The sequence below is a fragment of the Prosthecobacter fusiformis genome (genome assembly GCF_004364345.1).
Lineage (GTDB): Bacteria > Verrucomicrobiota > Verrucomicrobiia > Verrucomicrobiales > Verrucomicrobiaceae > Prosthecobacter > Prosthecobacter fusiformis.
In genome coordinates this window covers 16,409-32,687 of record NZ_SOCA01000009.1, presented here as the reverse complement: position 1 = coordinate 32,687, position 16,279 = coordinate 16,409, and the positions used below count along the sequence as shown (strand labels likewise).

The following is a 16,279-nucleotide window of genomic DNA, read 5'->3' as shown; positions in this document are numbered from 1 at the left end:
GGTGCCCCATCACACACACCATCATGCGTTTCCTTCCTCTCCTTTTCTGCCTCGTCATCACCGTTCCTCTTTTTTCCAGAGAGGTTTCCTCCAAGCCGCTGCGCTTGTCCAAAGGCGGTACTGCAGAGCAGCCCTTCGTCTTTGACGGCAAAGGAATGGTCATTGACCTCGGCATAGACATCACGGACCGCGCTTGGAAAAAAGATGGCGATATCTGGACCTCTCCAGGTCCCGTGACGGAGGGTGAACTCATTGCCGAAGGCCAGCACACCGGCCTGTTTCTTGATGAAGTTCCTGTCACTCTCGCCCGCGACCCGGTTGCTGAGCGGGCCCGACGCGCTGTAGGCAAAAAAGGCTATGCCTATCATCCGCCTTCCCTGCTTAAACCCGGCCAGATGGGCTGTCTGGAAGACGGCTCCCTGTATTTCCGCTGGCCCGCCTCCAAAAAACCAGGCCAGGCCAGCATCATTCTGCCCTCACGAAAAAGTACCAGCGGTGTCACCATCGCCTGCTCGCACATCATCGTGAAAAACATCACCGCCATGCACGCCGGCAATGACGGGTTCAACATCCACGGCAGTTGGAAGGGCATCCGCCTGGAAAACATCCGCGCGCTCTCCAATGCCGATGAAGGCATCAGCGCCCATGACGATGTGCAGATGCAGGTGGACGGTGCCGAGATCGCCTGGAACGGTTCCTCCGTCGGCGGGGTGGCAGATGTGGACCGCAGTACGACCCTCTACACAAACTGCCAGGTCCACGACAACGTCGGGGCCGCCTTCAAGTTTTTCGGCAGATCCCACTCCGTTACCGATACCCTTATTTACAACCAGACCACCGACTTCACCCTGGGCAAAGAAACGGAATTTAAACAGGACCGCATCGAACGGCGGTGAGATCATGGCGGGGCCATCACTTTGATCAGCCCGAAATGGCTGCAATCTCATCCATTGGAAGGGATCATCCCGTGACATCGCCATCACCAGATAAAGCCGCCAGGGCCGAGGCCGCCGCTCTAATCCAGGAAATTGAAAAAGCTTTTGCGGATATCCCGCGCCCCAGAATCACCCGAAGTGTGGCCACAGGCTACGATGCCGAGTGGCAATTGTCCGATGAGCGCATCTCTGAACTCGCTTCCCAAGACGCCGAGCAACACTGGACGGACGTCACCGATGAGAGCATGCAGCATTGCCAGGAATACTTTTTCTTTTCAGATGCCGAAGGGTGGCGCTTTTACCTCCCGGCTTACATGTGCCACTACCTTCGCGGCTTCCCCAATTTCGGCTGGGACGCCGCCTGGGGAGCCTGTGCGGAGGCTACTCACATTGACCTGCTGACGGAATCCCAGCTTCGCTGCATTGACCAATTTTTGAGTCTGTGCAAAAAGTACGAATCTTAAGCTACCCGCGACCCGGACTTACCGTCATCGTTCAACGCCTTTTAGATTCCAAACCCGTGGGCAAGGGTCTCCTCTAAAATAATTTAACCGAGTTCGGTTGTTTGCTCATCTTCCTCAGTCTCGGGAAGATGGTGCGCGGTACAGGATTTGAACCTGTGACCCCCACCATGTCAAGGTGATGCTCTACCACTGAGCTAACTGCGCGTTTGTCGGACGGATTCATTAATACGCCCTTGGCGGGTGAGCAACTGTTTTTTTATGCAGGCATGACAGGAGATTTCAGCCGATGCGCAGAGACAATGAGGTGGTTCCGGGGTTAAAACTCGTCTGCATCACTGGCGAATGGCTTTCGCCTGGCCTGCGTCCATGCTTGATTCGTTGTTCATGTCTGAAACCCCTCCAACCAGCAGTCTTTACCCGCGTCTTACGACGGGGGGAAAATGGCTGCATGCTGGGCGGGAAAAGTGGCTGTTGAAGGGGGTGAGCTACGGCCCATTCAGGCCCAATTCACGTGGGGAACCCTTTCCTGAAGATGCCGTTTTAAAGAAGGATCTGGAGCACATCCGGCGGCTCGGTTTTAATGCGTTGCGGATTTATGAATTGCCCACGTCGCCGATGCTCCAGGCGGCTACAAATCTGGGGCTTCGCTTGATCGTTGGCATCCCATGGACAGACCATGTGGATTTCCTGCGCGACCGCCGTTTGAAAAAACAGATCCGGCAGCGTCTGGCGGAGGTAGTCGGCCAGTTTCGAGAGGAGGCCTGCATTGCCTGTTTCATCATTGGCAATGAGATCGAAAAAACACTCGTGCGCTGGATGGGGCCTTCGCAGGTACGGGATTTTTTGGAGGAGCTGATCGAAATCGGGCGCAGCATCGCACCTCACCATCTGTTCAGTTATGCCACCTATCCCAGCACTGAATATCTGATCCCGCGCAATGCGGATTTTCTGGCAGTGAATCTGTATCTGGAACAACCAGAGGCCCTCGCAGCCTACCTGCAAAGATTGCAGAATCTCGCGGGTAACAAACCCCTCGTCATCACGGAGTTTGGGCTGGATGTCGCCACTCATGGACAGCAGGCGCAGCGGGAAACCTATGCCTGGTTTCAAAAGGCCTGCACTCAGGCGGCTGTCGCAGGGACGGTGTGGTTCAGCTACACGGATGAATGGTTCCGTGGAGGGGAGGAGGTCACCCAGTGGAGCTTTGGGCTGGTGGATGCCCAGAGGCAGGAGCGCGAGGTCTGTGCATGCCTGCATAAGGATTTGCAAACCGGGGTGCTGGCAACCTCTCCTCGCATTTCCGTCATCGTCTGTACCTACAATGGCACGGCCACTTTACGTGCTTGCTTGGATTCCTTGGGTCGCCTGCGCTATCCAGATTTCGAAGTCCTGCTAATCGACGATGGCTCCACCCAAGACATCGCGGTTATTGCGCGGGATTTTCCCACAGTACGTTATGTGAAACAGGAGCATGCAGGCCTCAGCGTCGCACGAAATCTGGGTGCTACTTTGGCTACGGGGGAGATCCTGGCTTATACGGATGATGACTGCATCGCGGATGAAGACTGGCTTTCTTATCTTTCGGCAGGCTTGATCGATCCTCAATGGTCCGCTGCAGGCGGCCCGAATATCCCGCCGCCGCCGCGCAACAGGACGGAAGCCGTCGTTGCCGCTGCGCCTGGCTCCCCTGCTCATGTGCTGCTCTCAGACACCGAGGCAGAGCACCTGCCTGGGTGCAATCTGGCCATCCGTAAAACCGCGCTGGAGGCCATTGGCGGATTCCGCCCTCAGTATCGGGTGGCGGGTGATGATGTGGATGTGTGCTGGAGATTGCGCGAGGCCGGTGGGAAACTGCACTTCATCCCTGGAGCCATGGTCTGGCATCATCGCCGTTACACCATCAGAGCGTATTTCAGGCAGCAGCGGGGTTATGGCCGCGCTGAAGCTTTGTTGATGAAAGACCATCCGCAGCGCTTTGGGCGTCTGGGGGGTGCTCGCTGGTTGGGTGGTATTTATGGGGATCGCGCTGCGGCACTGCATCTGGTGGAGGGCAGTATTTTCCATGGTCCTTTTGGGCAGGGGTTGTTCCAGGGTATTTACCGTCAGGGGATGCGCTGCTGGCTGGACTGGCTCGGTGGCGTGCTGTGGCTCATGCTGCTGGCGGTGGCACTGCTGCTGCGGATGCCCATGGCGGCGGCGGTCATCGTCAGTTTTTCGCTGCTCCTCGCCGCCTGCCGTTTGCGCTGTCTCACGCTCGCGCCTTTCTCCCTCACTTTGCGTGAATCATTTCTTTTGTTAGGCCTATGCTGGTGGCAGCCCGTAGCCCGGGAGTGGGAACGGCTGCTGGGAATGATCCGGCTGGGAGCCCGCCCAGAAGGCAGCACTCCTCTTCGCCATCCACGTCAGCCCAGGCGGCCACGAAAGATCACCGTGCCTCTGGGAGAAGTCGCCTTTTGGAGTGAGTCCGGCATCGGGCGGATGGAGCTGCTGGCCAAATTTAAACACCATTTTGAAGTAGCCGGGATGGCGGTTCGTCAGGATGACGGGTGGCGCTTTTTTGACCTCGAAACCCCTTCGCAGGGTCTCCTGTCTCCTGCCATTGCCACCGTCACGGAGTATCATGGCGGGCAGCGCTGTCTCACCCGTGTGCGGCTGCTGATGCGTATGCCCGCCCCTTGGTTTTACACCCTGCTCGTTTTGCTCGTTGCCTTGACAGGCTTCTGCCTGACCAAGGGTATCGTGGGGATCCTTGCGGTTGCCCAGGTGGTCCTGATTACCAGCTTGCTCAAAAGGCAGCCGTTGAAACAGCATGTCATGCACGCAGCGGGTGCCGCCGGTCTAACGCTGTATAAGGGATCCAATGCGAAACCGCCCGCTGCATGAGGATTTGTTCTCGGCAAAGGGAGCGGCGTTCGTTTAACCTGTATATCTCATGAACCGCCTAGCCTCACTTGCCGAGCTGTCCTCCCGGTCTGAACCTTTTGATGTCGTCATTGTTGGAGGTGGGGCTTCCGGCCTCGGCGCTGCGGTGGATGCCGCGGTGCGTGGTCATTCCGTGCTCCTGGTAGAGCAGGCGGATTTTGCCAAGGGTACCTCCAGCCGAAGTACCAAGCTGGTGCATGGGGGCGTGCGTTATTTGAAACAGGGTAACGTTTCCCTGGTGCTGGAGGCCTTGCGTGAGCGTGGCCTCATGTGCAGGAATGCACCGCACCTGGTTCACAGCCTGCCCTTTGTGATCCCCAACTATCACTGGTGGGAAGGTCCGTTTTACGGGATCGGCCTGAAAGTCTATGACGGTCTGGCGGGCAAGCTGGGCCTGGAGCCTTCGCGTTACCTTAACCGGGAAGATGTCATTGAGCTTCTTCCCAATATTGAGCAGCAGGATCTGACAGGCGGCATCATTTACCATGACGGCCAGTTTGATGATTCCCGGCTGGCCATCAATCTGGCACAAACGGCTGCGGAGCACGGGGCCATTGTGATGAACTACGTGCGCTGCGCCGGGCTGGTCAAAGACGGGCCTCATGTCTCCGGTGTAAAATTGCATGATGAGGAAACCGGCCAGGAGGTCGAGATACGGGCCAGGGTGGTCATCAATGCCACGGGGGTCTTTGCCGATGAGGTGCGCCGCATGGATGATCCGGCAGCCAAGGCCATGCTCAGCCCCAGCCAGGGCATCCACTTTGTGCTGCCGCGTGAATTTCTGCCTGGCGATACGGCCATCATGATCCCGAAAACGGATGATGGCCGCGTTCTCTTCGCCGTGCCCTGGCATGGCCGGGTGGTGGTAGGCACCACGGATACTCCGGTGGATAGCGCCTCCCTGGAGCCGCGTGCCCTGGATGAGGAGATCGAGTTCATTTTCACCCAAGTCAGCCGCTATCTGACGCGTGATCCCACACGGGCCGATGTGCTCAGTGTCTATGCCGGCCTGCGGCCTTTGATCAAGGCGGATGCCAGCTCCACTGCCGCCCTTTCACGGGATCATCTCATCTCCATTTCCGATTCCGGCCTCATCACCCTGGCCGGCGGGAAGTGGACGACGTATCGTAAGATGGCTGAAGATGTCATCGACCATGCCGAGATGATCGGTGCCCTGGAGCACCGTCACTGCTCCACTCATGAACTGGCCGTGCACGGTGCCATCGCCACCCCAGCCGGGTCCAGCCACCTGCATTATTATGGCAGCGACGCCGCAGGTATTCTTGCCTTGATCGAAATCGATCCCGGCCTCGGTGAACCCCTGCATCCAAAGCTCGAATTTCTCAAAGCCGAAGTCATCTGGCACGTCCGGCATGAGATGGCCCGCACAGTGGAGGACGTGCTTTCCCGCCGCACCCGCGCGCTGCTGCTGGATGCCCGTGCCAGCATGGAGGCCGCTCCTGTGGTCGCTAGTTTGATGGCCCAAGAACTGGGCCGCGATGCCGCCTGGGAAACCGCCCAGGTCGCTACTTATCAAACATTGGCGAAGGGATACCTGCTCCCCGACTGAGGTGACAAAAGCGCTGCTTCAATAATCCCGGAACGGTCCTCTAGGCTCCGTTTCATCCATTGTTTTTCTCCATGCGGCGAACTGGTCCTGCATCATTTTCAGGACTTCGGGTTTCTCTTTGGAGAGATCCGTTTTTTCACCGATGTCCGTGCTAAGATCGTAGAGGCCTTTGCCTTTCGCGGATTCCAGCCACTTCCAGTTGCCCACGCGGGCGGCCTTGTCGCTCCGCCTCTGCCAAAACATGTCTTTGCGTGGCGAGCTGGCTTCTCCGCGCAGGATGGGCAGCATGTTAAAGCCGTCCAGCGTCACACCTTCTGGGGCGGGCGTTTCCGTTGCTGCGAGAAGGGTTGGCACCAGTTCCAAGGCGGTGATGAATTCATCCGTCACCTTTCCGGCAGGCAGTTTTCCAGGCCAGCGGGCGATGAAGGGCACGCGCAGACCACCTTCCCACATCGTGCTCTTGCTCCCATTCAGCGGCGCATTGCCGCCATTGCCACTGCCGCCGTTGTCGGACATGAAAATGAAGATCGTATTGTCCTTTTGTCCGGCTTTTTCCACCGTATCCATGAGTGCACCGATGGCCTCATCCATGCAGGTCACGCCTCCATAATACCGGGCCAGTTTTTCATCCTTCACCTTGTCTTGATACAGGGCGGCATACTTCTCCGGCACCTGCACACCTGGACCACCGCTGCGCTTTTTTCCAGCGACTGTACCTTCGGAAAAGGAGGATGCTGCATGCGGGGCATTGAAGGCCAGATAAAGGAAAAAGGGTTTTTGTCCCAGGTTCTCATTCACAAAATAAAGCGCCTCCCGGCGGAAGATATCCGTCACGTAGCTGCCCTTATCCTCTTCCGTCCGCACATTCCCGCGAAACAGCGAGGGCACGCCGTAGCGCTCGTGCGTGTAGTAGTCGATGCCGTTGTTGCCGTGGCCATAGAAGAAATCAAACCCGCGTTGCAGCGGCAGGTACCGTTTTGCCTGGCCCATGTCCCACTTGCCCACACAGCCAGTGGCATAGCCTGCCTTTTTTAGCATGTCTCCCAGCGTCACCTCCTTGGGGTCCAGACCCAGCGTCATTTCGGGGGAGGTGGCATACTCTTCAGCGTTATACACATAGCCATAATTCACCAAGTCATTGCGCACCATGTCATAGAGCCCGTTGCGCTGGGGATACCGCCCCGTCAGTACGCTTCCACGAGAGGGGGTGCAGGCAGGCCACGTCACATAAAAACTCGCACCCCGCACCCCTTCGGCTGCCAGTTTGTCCAGATTAGGCGTCAGCACCGGCTTTGTGCCGATGCAGCCCAAGTCCGGATACCCCTGATCATCGCTGATGATGAAAATCACGTTTGGCCGGGCTGCAATAGAGGTGCAGCAAAAGGTCAAGAAAAGCAGGAAGCAGCGCATGCCTGGGTAACGATGCAAAAAGCCCTCTATTTCGCGCACAAGCAGCCCTCTCATGGAAGTAGTAGGCTAAAGACTCTCCTTCATTTTGCCTAGCGTCTGATTTAGAATGCGGTTAGATGCTGGATATGACCGAATCCGAATTCAATTCCCGCGTGACCCGCCTCTGCCAGGTGCTGGGCTGCAGCAAGGACTTAGCGACCGATTATGTGCAGGCGATGGGGGATTCTCCGGTGGTCGAGCATGGTAAAGTGATCGTTCGTGACCCTCAGGGCCACATCATCGCCCGCGTATCTGCTTCCATCCTGGAGGGATAAGCTCTGCAGAATCATCCCCCTCTCATTGATTGAGAGGGCAAAGAGCTACAGGTTCAAAGACGCGCCCAATTGTGCGCTTTTTGTCATGCGGCATAAACAAGGTTATATCATTTGTTAGGGCGAGGTGATGTTACTTGCTAAATCCCCTGTTTTTTGGAGGGTGCTCCCATGCCTGGCGTAGCACCAGGTGGATGATAAATAAATATTTCATCAGGGCGTAAGGTTTCACGGCATTCGGTCACTATTGGAGCAGACCTTCATGCCACCTTCTGCACCAGATTCTGAAACGCGCTTTCGCGATTGGCTCGAAAGATACAGGCCATTGCTTTTCAAAGTAGTCCGGGGATTTACCAATTCCCGGCAGGATGAGGAGGAGCTTTTTCAAGACGTCCTTGTGCAGCTCTGGCATTCTGCGGCTCGCTTCAGCGGAGGCTGTGCAGATTCCACCTGGGTCTATCGGGTGGCTTTCAATACTGCGATGGCCTGGAGCCGGGCGGCCAAGACCAGACGTGTACGTCACACGGAAACTGTGGATTTTGACAGCATCCCCGCGCCAGTCACTCCGGATGAAACGCAGATCGATGAACTTTACGCAGCCATCCGGCAACTGCCGCCATCTGAAACCGCGCTAATCATGATGCATCTGGAGGGAGCCAGCTACCGGGAGATGGCAGCAGTGATGGGCCTCTCGGAAGTCAACATTGGCACCAAACTCACCCGCGCACGGATGCGCTTGGCAGAGCTCATGAAAGGAACATCCCATGACTGAAGACGAACTTAAACATCTCTGGCAAACCCAGCCCGTCCCAGAAACAGGTGCGGACGGGAGTGTACTCTCAGCAACAGTGCGGGAGAAGCATCGGAAGTTCCAACGGACGATCCTCTGGCGTGACTTTCGGGAGGTGGGCCTCGCGATCTTGCTGATCCCGTTCTTTCTCCTGCGCGGAGCGCACAACGGCAGCATGTGGGAACACCACCTCATTGTCGTGGCACTTGTCTTCATCGCGGGATTCTTGGTGATTGACCGGCTGCGGCATCGCAAGACCGCTGCTGCACCCGGTCAATCGGTCGTGGATGCCCTCGGTCTGGCCGTGTCTGAAGTGGAGCATCAGATTTGGCTGCTGCGCAATGTGCACTGGTGGTACATCGGCCCATTGCTCGGTGCGCTGATGGTCCCGGACCTGTATCATATGATCAGAGGCAATGGCAGTCTGTCTGGCGGCATTCGAACTCTCGTCTTCAATCTTCTGTTAAGTTATGGGATCTGGAAGCTGAATCAATACGCAGTGAAAAAAGACCTGGAGCCGCGCCGGGATGAATTGCAGAAACTGCTCGAAGAAACTCGCTAAGCACATAAGACCTTCCAAGGGAGGTAAGAACGAAGGACAATAGCTTGCGAAATAGCCAGACGGGACAAGTCTCTTGTGATGTCCCGACTGCGCATCCTCATCATTGTCGAAAACCTGCCCGTGCCGCTGGACCGGCGAGTCTGGCAGGAGGCCTGTGCACTCCGTGATGCAGGCCATGCGGTCACCGTCATCTGCCCGCAGATGCGCGGCTATACCCAGGCGGAGGAGGTGCTGGACGGGATCCAAATCTACCGGCATTGGATCAGTGATGAAGCGCGCGGCATGCGCGGTTTTTTCATGGAGTATACAACGGCTATTTGGGGAGAGTTTGTCTGTGCCCTCAAGGCGTGGCGGCGTGGCGGTTTCGATGTGATCCACCTTTGCAACCCGCCGGACCTGCTCTTCCTGGTGGCTTTTCCCTTCAAACTTCTGGCGGGAGTAAAAGTGGTCTATGACGTGCATGATCTGTGGCCGGAAATGTTTGAGGCCAAGTTTGGCCGACGTGGCCTGCTCTACTGGGCCGTGCGCTTGGCGGAAAGATGCACCCTGGCCCTGGCCGATGCAGTGATGGCCACCAATCAGAGCGTCCTGGCCGCAGTAAAAAAACGCGGACACAAAAGGGATGACGAAGTCTTCATCGTGCGCACCGCGCCGAACGCCCTGAATACCAGCCTGCCCGCCGATCCAAAGCTGAAAAACGGCCGTCGTTTCCTGGTGGGCTACATTGGCGTCATGGGCAATGCCGATGGCGTCAGCTACCTCATCGAAGCCGCCCGCCACATCGTCACTGAGCGGCAGCGGCATGATGTCCAGTTTATCCTCATGGGCAGCGGTCCAGAGCATGCGGAACTGCTTCGTCAGCGGGATGCGCTCGGTCTTCAGGACTGCATCGCCATGCCGGGCCGGGTCAGCAATGAGTTTTTATTCACTGCCCTCAAGACCATGGACGTGGGTGTGGCCTGTGATCCGATCAATGAATACAACGATCATTGCACGATGAACAAAACGCTCGAATACATGGCCTTTGCGAAACCGCAGGTCATGTTCGGCACACGGGAGGGGCGTTTTTCCGCAGGTGATGCGGCTCTGTATGTGATGGAAAATTCTGCGGCCATGCTCGGCGATGCCATCCTGGAGCTACTGGACGATGAGCCTCGACGTCAGGAGATGGGGCGCATCGGCCAGGAGCGCCTGCGCACTGGCCTGAGCTGGGAGCGCAGCGTCATCGAGCTGCATCGCACCTATGCGCGGGCCATGAATCCCTCCTGATTTTGCCCTCGCTTCTTCACCCGCCATTCAGGATGATATGCCCATGAAACCTGCGGAAAAGACAGCTCTCTATCGTGAACTGGCCAAGCTGACGCAGGCGGACTTCCACCTGGACCGATCTCTCACCCTGTTGCTATCGCAGAAAATATCCCCCTCACGGCGCAGTTATCTGGAGGGGATGCAGCGCGGTCTCTCTGAAGGTCTCAGCCTGGCGGAATCGGTTCGCATGCATAACCACAAGCTCGTCATCGGTCTGGAGCTGGCGTTGATTGAATCCGGTGAGCGCAGCGGTCACCTCAGCGACGCCTTTAATCATCTCGCCCGCTATTTTGCCTCGGTGGATTCTGCTGTGCGGCAGATGCGCGGAGCCATGATTTACCCGCTCATCCTTCTGCATCTGGCCATCCTATTGCCGGAGATACCCTCTGCCATTGTGGCTACAGAAGGCCCCGGTTTCCTTCCCCGTGTGCTTCTCGCATTCGGGGTTTTGTGGGTGGCTCTGGCTGCTGTTTATTTCCTGTGGCGTTGGCTTGCGGAAAAGGCGCTCACTTCCCCCACGGTGGATCTTTGGTTAGGCCGCGTGCCCTGGATCGGCCCAGCACGTCGGCATTGGGCGCTCGCCCGTTTTTGCCAGGTTTTTCATGCTGGCCTTCTGGCTGCCTTGCGCATATCAGAGGTCTGTCGCCTAGCAGGTGATGCTTCTCAATCAGGACGCCTCCGTGCAGGTGCCCTCCGTGCGGCCAGCCTTGTGGAGCAGGGGGGAAAACTCTCCCTCTCCCTGGCGGAAACCGGTGACTTTGATCGCACCTTCGTCAATGCTCTGGCCACTGCCGAAGAAGTGGGAAAGCTGGATGATGAAATGGCACGCTGGATGGCTGCGGAGACCGTCAGTGCCTCCGAAGCCATGGAAAAAGCCTCCGTCTGGCTGCCCAAAATGGGCTATGCCCTCGTCGTGGTTTTTGTCGTCTATCGCATCATCTCCATGGTCCAGGGATATTACAGCGGCATCCTTCAGCACATGGATCAGCTATGAATTTCACACGTCTTTGCTTGCCGTCCGCTCCGGCTTTCGCAAGACTCTCCCTCAAGTGCCCGTTTCACACGGCCCTGCCTTTTTATCTTATGAACCGCCCCGCCCTTACCTTCATCAGTGGCTCGCTCCTCACCGCAGCCTGTTTTTCCGCCGAAACCACTCCTGCCGAGTGGGGCAGCTTCCGCGGGCCTAACAAAGACGGCACCGTCGCCGCCACGAAAATTTCCGACTGGAAAGGCACCAGCATGAAGACCTTATGGAAGACGGAGACGCCCTCCGGCTTCAGCTCTTTCGCCGTCGCAGGCGGCAAGGCCTTCACCATCGTCACCGGTGAAACCGAAGGCAACACGGGTGAAATGCTCGTGGCCATGGATGTCCGCACTGGCAAGGAAGTCTGGAGCAAGCCCCTCACCGTCATTGGCAAATATGATGGCGGCGGTGATGCCGGCACTCCTGATAACAAAGGCGGCGACGGCCCCCGCTCCACCCCAGTGGTGAATGGCGACAAAGTGTATGCCATTGATGCTAACCTCGGCGTCTTTTGTTTTGAAGCCTCCACTGGCAAGCCCGTGTGGAGCCACGACGTGATGAAAGAAAACGCCGGCGTGCAGATCAAGTGGCAGAACGCCGCATCCCCGGTCATTGATGGCGATGTCCTCATGCTTTGCGGCGGCGGCGAAGGCCAGGCCCTGCTGGGCCTGAACAAGGACACCGGAAAAATCGTCTGGAAGGGTGAGAACGATAAAATGACCCACGCCACCCCCGTCATCGCTGACATCCACGGCGTTCACCAGGCCATTTTCTTCACCCAGGTCGGCCTTGTCGGCATCACCCCAGCGGACGGCAAGGTCCTCTGGCGTGCCGATTATCCCTTCAAGGTCTCCACCGCAGCCAGCCCGGTCGTTTATGAAGACATCGTTTACTGCTCCGCCGGTTATGGCGTCGGCGGTGGTGCCTTCAAAATCAGCAAGAGCGGCAACGGCCTCAGTGCAGAGCCTCTCTGGCGGCGGGAAAACGAGTGCTTCAATCACTGGAGCACCCCGGTGGTGAAGGACGGCTATCTCTACGGCATGTTCAGCTTCAAGGAATACGGCGCAGGGCCCGTCGCCTGCGTGGATATCAAAACAGGCAAGGATGTCTGGAAGAAAGAAGGCTTCGGCCCTGGCCAGGTCATCCTGGCAGGGGACAAGCTCATCGCCCTCAGCGATAAAGGCGAGGTGGTCATCATTGAGGCCAATCCTGAAAAGTATGTCGAGCTGAAGCGCGACGACGTGCTGGATGGCAAGGTCTGGAGCTACCCCGTCCTCGCTTATGACCGCCTCTTCGCCCGCAGCACCGAAGAAGGCGTCTGCGTGGAATTCAAATAAACCCGCGAGACACAACTGTATCCGTCAGGGGGAAACCCGCGTCGTCTCCGGCGCGGGTTTTTCTTTGGCCCCGGCCCCTGGTAGAAATTCGGCCGCCACATCCGCCTGTCCCAGCACTCCGTACCGCCTGTGCAGCAGCGCAGCCACCGGATCACGCAGCTCGGGACTCCACTTCTCGGACATGATCTCCCAGGTCGCCTGGTTCTTCACACCGTTCCAGAGGCTGAAGAATTGCATCAGCGCGATCTCCGTGATCTCCCTCGCACAGAAAGCCCGGACGATCTGCGCCGCGCTTTCCTGCACCTGAGGATGATCCGTCGGCCACCCCGTGCCATCGCTGAAGAGTGTGACCCACACCAGCTCCATGCCCTCATAAGCCAGATCACGGGCAGGCCGTGTCCGCAGGATGTAATCATGGGCGAAGCGCTGGCCCCGCTCATCCTGCAGCGTCTGGTTTAGCGTCTTCGCCAGGGAATGACCCACCAGCGCCTGCACCAGTGGCCCCACCCACTTTTCCTGGCTGACCAGCGGCCTCGCCTTGCCAAATAAAGTCGTCATCCACTCCGTCGCCTGCTGTGCCGTCCAGCTCTGGTCCAGGCTCCGGGCCACAAATTCAGAATGCAGCCTCTGCTGTGTGTGATCCGGCTGGCCCTCCCTCCCTGCCAGTACTTCGACAGCTTTTTTCCAGGCTTGCCGCTTTGCCGCCTCAGATTTTTCCCCCAGGCCAGCGATCAACCATGCCTCCACCCGATGCCGCAGCATCACTTTCGGATCTTCCGTTAGGTCCTGAATCGCTTCCCGGTGGACCCTCTTGAAACCAGGCTCCTGGCGTAATTCATGACGCAGATCCTCCAGGCAGGGGATCGCCCGCGCAGGCAGTGCGCTACCTTTCAGCGCATGCTGCCAGGAGGTCACCGTCGCCTGCAGTACTGCATCGCCATCCGCCCCGCCCAGCGCCGCCCATTGGTCCAGGCACAGCAGCGTCATGTGTGCCTCATCTCCAGGCAGGGAGGGGGAGGGCCGCACCCTTGTGACCGCCTGCCGGTACAGCTGGCGGGCACGCTCATTCTGGCCTGCAAAGTGAAAGGCCATCGCCGTGCGTGCCGCCAGTTGCCGGTCATCTGCCCCCAGGAATTGCTGCACCCGCACGGCCCGGTCCAGCTCGCTCAGGTCATCCGGCTGCACCTTCAGGCAGTTCATGCTCCGGGTCACCGGCAGGTAGTGTTGGTTCAGCATCAGCCGGTCACCGGTCGGGATGCCCGTGCGGACGATTTCCGGCGGGTTGCTTGCCATCAGCAGGTCAAACCACGCATCCGCTCTTTCCATCTCCCCCTGCGCCAGGTGGCTTCGCCAGAGCTGGAACATCGCCAGGCTGCACCACGGCTCATCATCGCTCCGGGCCACCTGTTCCCATCTTTGGGTTGCCTCCCCCGTCTTTTGCAGGGCCTCCAGGCAGGCTGCATATTTGTACAGGCACTCAGTTTTCACATCCGCCCGGTTCAGATACTTCTCATAGATGGCCATGGCCTCCTGGGCTTTACCGATGCTCACCAGGTCATCCGCTTTCGTCAGTGGGGACGCCGGGGAGCTCGCCTCCCGCTGCCTCAGCTCCAGGCGCACCAGGCTGGACTCCACCGGCAGCAGCACGCTGAAGTAGGTATCCGCCAGGGGCCTCGCCAGCTCAAAGATGCGTGTGTAATGCAGCGGCTCCATGCCGTTGGCGGACAGGGTCAGGTCCCCGTTTTCATATCGGCAGCGCAGCACTAGCTGCCCGCTCTTGCGCACATCGCGTGGCAGTTTGGCATACACCAGCGCCGTCTTGTCTGCCAGGATGGCTATCACTGGAGCCTTTTCAGGATTTTCATAGTCCGGCTGGTGCTGCGCGAAGCGGTCCCACTGAAACACCTGAAAACGAATGTCTTTTAAAAGCGGAATCTTCAGCACGACTCCCAGTGCCTTCGCCTCCTGCCACACCGCGCCAAATTCGACCTCCAATTCCACAGATCCATTCAGTTCCACCACGCTGATCAGGGAGTTCCACGTCTGCTCTGCTACCGTTGGTACAGCGCACAGTCCCCCCTTCCTGGCCTCCCAGGTTCCGGGTCGGAAGATGACTTCCCCCGCCTCCTGGCTGATGGGGCTGCTCAGGCTGGCCACGGTCTGCCACGCTGCCTCCCGCGCGTGCCACCGCTTCAGCAAGGCAGCACTTTCAGGATGCTTCTTGGCCACCAGGGACTGCAAAAGTTTCCCCACCTGGGCGGATTGTTCTTCGGAAAGCCGGGGCGCTTCCAGTTGGCTCACCACCGTGCTGTGGGTGCGTTTCTGCACATCTTCCTCCAGGTATTTTTCCAGCACACCATCCAGCCCACGCATCTTTTTCAGCAGCTCCTCCGCGGCCATGAGACGCTCCGGCGTCCAGTCGGATTCAGACAAATGCCGGTTGATCTGGGATAGCAGCGCTGCCTTCTCCTGGCTCCAGTGCAGGCGGCTTGCCGACCACGCAAACATCACCAGCGCCATCACCGCCACCCCGCCTGCCACCATCGCCCATGGATTGCGCCGCACATAAAGGTAGGCCAGATCCAGGAGGTCAGGATTCTTCGCCCGCACAGGGCGTCCATCACAGAATCTCTCCAAATCCTCCGCCAGGGAGATCCCGTTCGCATACCGGTCCTCCGGGCTCTTTTGCATGGCCCGCCAGCAGATGGCATCCAGCTCCTTGCGGACGCTGGGCACCGCAGCCCGCAGCCGGGGCGGCTGGTCGTCTTCATGCAGCCGCGCGATGATCTCGGAGGCCAGCCCGCTGCGCGGCAGCTTCCTCGCCAGCATCTCATACAGCATCACCCCACAGGCATGCACATCCGTCGCCGGGGCTGGTTCCCCCAGGCTGGGCTGCACCTGCTCCGGGGCCAGATAGGCCACGGTGCCCGCCAGCTCCCCCTTTTGGGTCAGCCGGATGTCCTGCTGCCAGGCCATGTTTTGTGCCAGCCCAAAGTCCAGCAGCACCGGCTCCTCCCCGATGACCAAGATGTTTCCGGGCTTCAAGTCACGGTGGGTGATGCCGGAAGCATGCGCCACCCCCACCGCCCGGGCGATTTTTGCCACCATCTGCGCCATCTCGGTCGGCTTTCGGGATTTCTCCTCCGTCCATTGTACCAGCGGCACCCCATCCACAAAGTCCATCACTAGCCAGGCCACGTCCCCCTCGCTGCCAAAGTCATGTACCGGCACGATGTTCGGATGCCGCAGTTGCGCCAGCAGGGACGCCTCGTTTTGAAACCGCGCCAGCGCCCGCGAATCCCGGCACTGGCGCGGAGCCAGGAATTTGACCGCCGCCCACCGGTGCAGCTCCCGGTGCCACGCTTTATAAACCACCCCCATCCCCCCGGCCCCCAGGAATTCCCACCCCTCATACTGCGGCAGCAGCAGCATCAAAACTTCCTTCGGGATCATCTCCGTACCCTGCCACTCCACCGCAGGCCGCAGCGGCCCACCCAGATCCATCTCTACGATAGACTGAAATGAGGGCACGCCTGTATCGTCTGGGGGGGGCAATTCCGATGGCATTCTGTAAAAAGGACGGAGGGATTCTCCATTACTTAGCAGAAAAACTGTATCTATGGTGCACCAATCCGGTATCCACATG

At 58.5% G+C, this 16,279-nt stretch carries 12 protein-coding genes and 1 tRNA gene; 10 read left to right on the top strand and 3 right to left on the bottom strand.

Features of this window, described 5'->3' with window-relative positions; translation table 11 throughout:
- Nucleotides 1–23: 23 nt before the first annotated feature.
- Nucleotides 24–896 (top strand): right-handed parallel beta-helix repeat-containing protein, encoded by an 873-nt coding sequence (locus EI77_RS18440; RefSeq protein ID WP_133796780.1) that lies wholly within the window; start codon nt 24–26, stop codon nt 894–896.
- A 71-nt stretch (nt 897–967) separates the two neighbouring features.
- A complete protein-coding gene (locus EI77_RS18435; protein ID WP_133796779.1) occupies nt 968–1,399 on the top strand; it encodes a DUF6714 family protein in 432 nt (143 codons plus the stop codon).
- A gap of 129 nt (nt 1,400–1,528) precedes the next feature.
- Here the strand turns inward: EI77_RS18435 and EI77_RS18430 are convergent.
- A tRNA-Val gene (locus EI77_RS18430) sits at nt 1,529–1,603 on the bottom strand.
- Between the two features lie 180 nt (nt 1,604–1,783).
- On the opposite strand from EI77_RS18430, the gene EI77_RS18425 reads away from it, so the two are divergent.
- Together EI77_RS18425 and EI77_RS24015 are read left to right on the top strand one after the other, a co-directional pair.
- Nucleotides 1,784–4,282: a glycosyltransferase gene (locus tag EI77_RS18425; protein WP_166647354.1), complete on the top strand. Its 2,499-nt coding sequence runs from the start codon at nt 1,784–1,786 to the stop codon at nt 4,280–4,282.
- A gap of 49 nt (nt 4,283–4,331) precedes the next feature.
- Nucleotides 4,332–5,891: a glycerol-3-phosphate dehydrogenase/oxidase gene (locus EI77_RS24015; RefSeq protein ID WP_133796777.1), complete on the top strand. Its 1,560-nt coding sequence runs from the start codon at nt 4,332–4,334 to the stop codon at nt 5,889–5,891.
- Nucleotides 5,892–5,909: 18 nt separating this feature from the next.
- Here the strand turns inward: EI77_RS24015 and EI77_RS18415 are convergent, their stop codons facing one another.
- Nucleotides 5,910–7,241, bottom strand: a complete 1,332-nt coding sequence (locus tag EI77_RS18415) for a sulfatase-like hydrolase/transferase (RefSeq protein WP_208300408.1) — start codon at nt 7,239–7,241, stop codon at nt 5,910–5,912.
- Between the two features lie 185 nt (nt 7,242–7,426).
- Here EI77_RS18415 and EI77_RS18410 point away from each other — a divergent pair, with 185 nt between their 5' ends.
- The 6 genes from EI77_RS18410 to EI77_RS18385 all read left to right on the top strand — a co-directional run bounded on the left by EI77_RS18410 (nt 7,427) and on the right by EI77_RS18385 (nt 12,633).
- Nucleotides 7,427–7,615 (top strand): hypothetical protein, encoded by a 189-nt coding sequence (locus EI77_RS18410; protein WP_133796776.1) that lies wholly within the window; start codon nt 7,427–7,429, stop codon nt 7,613–7,615.
- A gap of 259 nt (nt 7,616–7,874) precedes the next feature.
- Nucleotides 7,875–8,384, top strand: a complete 510-nt coding sequence (locus tag EI77_RS18405) for an RNA polymerase sigma factor (protein ID WP_133796775.1) — start codon at nt 7,875–7,877, stop codon at nt 8,382–8,384.
- Entirely contained in the window at nt 8,377–8,964 is a 588-nt protein-coding gene (locus EI77_RS18400; RefSeq protein ID WP_133796774.1) for a hypothetical protein, read from the top strand. The genes EI77_RS18405 and EI77_RS18400 overlap by 8 nt, the downstream gene beginning before the upstream one ends.
- Nucleotides 8,965–9,042: 78 nt before the next feature.
- Nucleotides 9,043–10,233 carry a glycosyltransferase family 4 protein gene (locus EI77_RS18395; protein ID WP_133796773.1) on the top strand — a complete coding sequence of 397 codons (1,191 nt, stop codon included), beginning with the start codon at nt 9,043–9,045 and terminating at the stop codon, nt 10,231–10,233.
- 43 nt (nt 10,234–10,276) lie between these two features.
- Nucleotides 10,277–11,266, top strand: coding sequence for a type II secretion system F family protein (locus EI77_RS18390; protein WP_166647353.1), 990 nt, complete (start codon nt 10,277–10,279; stop codon nt 11,264–11,266).
- Nucleotides 11,267–11,355: 89 nt separating this feature from the next.
- Nucleotides 11,356–12,633, top strand: coding sequence for a PQQ-like beta-propeller repeat protein (locus EI77_RS18385; protein ID WP_133796771.1), 1,278 nt, complete (start codon nt 11,356–11,358; stop codon nt 12,631–12,633).
- A gap of 24 nt (nt 12,634–12,657) precedes the next feature.
- Here the strand turns inward: EI77_RS18385 and EI77_RS18380 are convergent, their stop codons facing one another.
- On the bottom strand, nt 12,658–16,164 hold the full coding sequence (locus tag EI77_RS18380) for a serine/threonine-protein kinase (protein WP_208300407.1): 3,507 nt from the start codon (nt 16,162–16,164) through the stop codon (nt 12,658–12,660).
- Nucleotides 16,165–16,279: the final 115 nt, after the last annotated feature.

What these genes read in the sequence shown, in the direction of transcription:
- EI77_RS18440 (WP_133796780.1), top strand. Translation starts at nt 24, where the DNA reads ATGCGTTTCCTTCCTCTCCTTTTCTGCCTCGTCATCACCGTTCCTCTT.
- EI77_RS18425 (WP_166647354.1), top strand. Translation starts at nt 1,784, where the DNA reads ATGTCTGAAACCCCTCCAACCAGCAGTCTTTACCCGCGTCTTACGACG.
- EI77_RS24015 (WP_133796777.1), top strand. Translation starts at nt 4,332, where the DNA reads ATGAACCGCCTAGCCTCACTTGCCGAGCTGTCCTCCCGGTCTGAACCT.
- EI77_RS18410 (WP_133796776.1), top strand. Translation starts at nt 7,427, where the DNA reads ATGACCGAATCCGAATTCAATTCCCGCGTGACCCGCCTCTGCCAGGTG.
- EI77_RS18405 (WP_133796775.1), top strand. Translation starts at nt 7,875, where the DNA reads ATGCCACCTTCTGCACCAGATTCTGAAACGCGCTTTCGCGATTGGCTC.
- EI77_RS18400 (WP_133796774.1), top strand. Translation starts at nt 8,377, where the DNA reads ATGACTGAAGACGAACTTAAACATCTCTGGCAAACCCAGCCCGTCCCA.
- EI77_RS18395 (WP_133796773.1), top strand. Translation starts at nt 9,043, where the DNA reads ATGTCCCGACTGCGCATCCTCATCATTGTCGAAAACCTGCCCGTGCCG.
- EI77_RS18390 (WP_166647353.1), top strand. Translation starts at nt 10,277, where the DNA reads ATGAAACCTGCGGAAAAGACAGCTCTCTATCGTGAACTGGCCAAGCTG.
- EI77_RS18385 (WP_133796771.1), top strand. Translation starts at nt 11,356, where the DNA reads ATGAACCGCCCCGCCCTTACCTTCATCAGTGGCTCGCTCCTCACCGCA.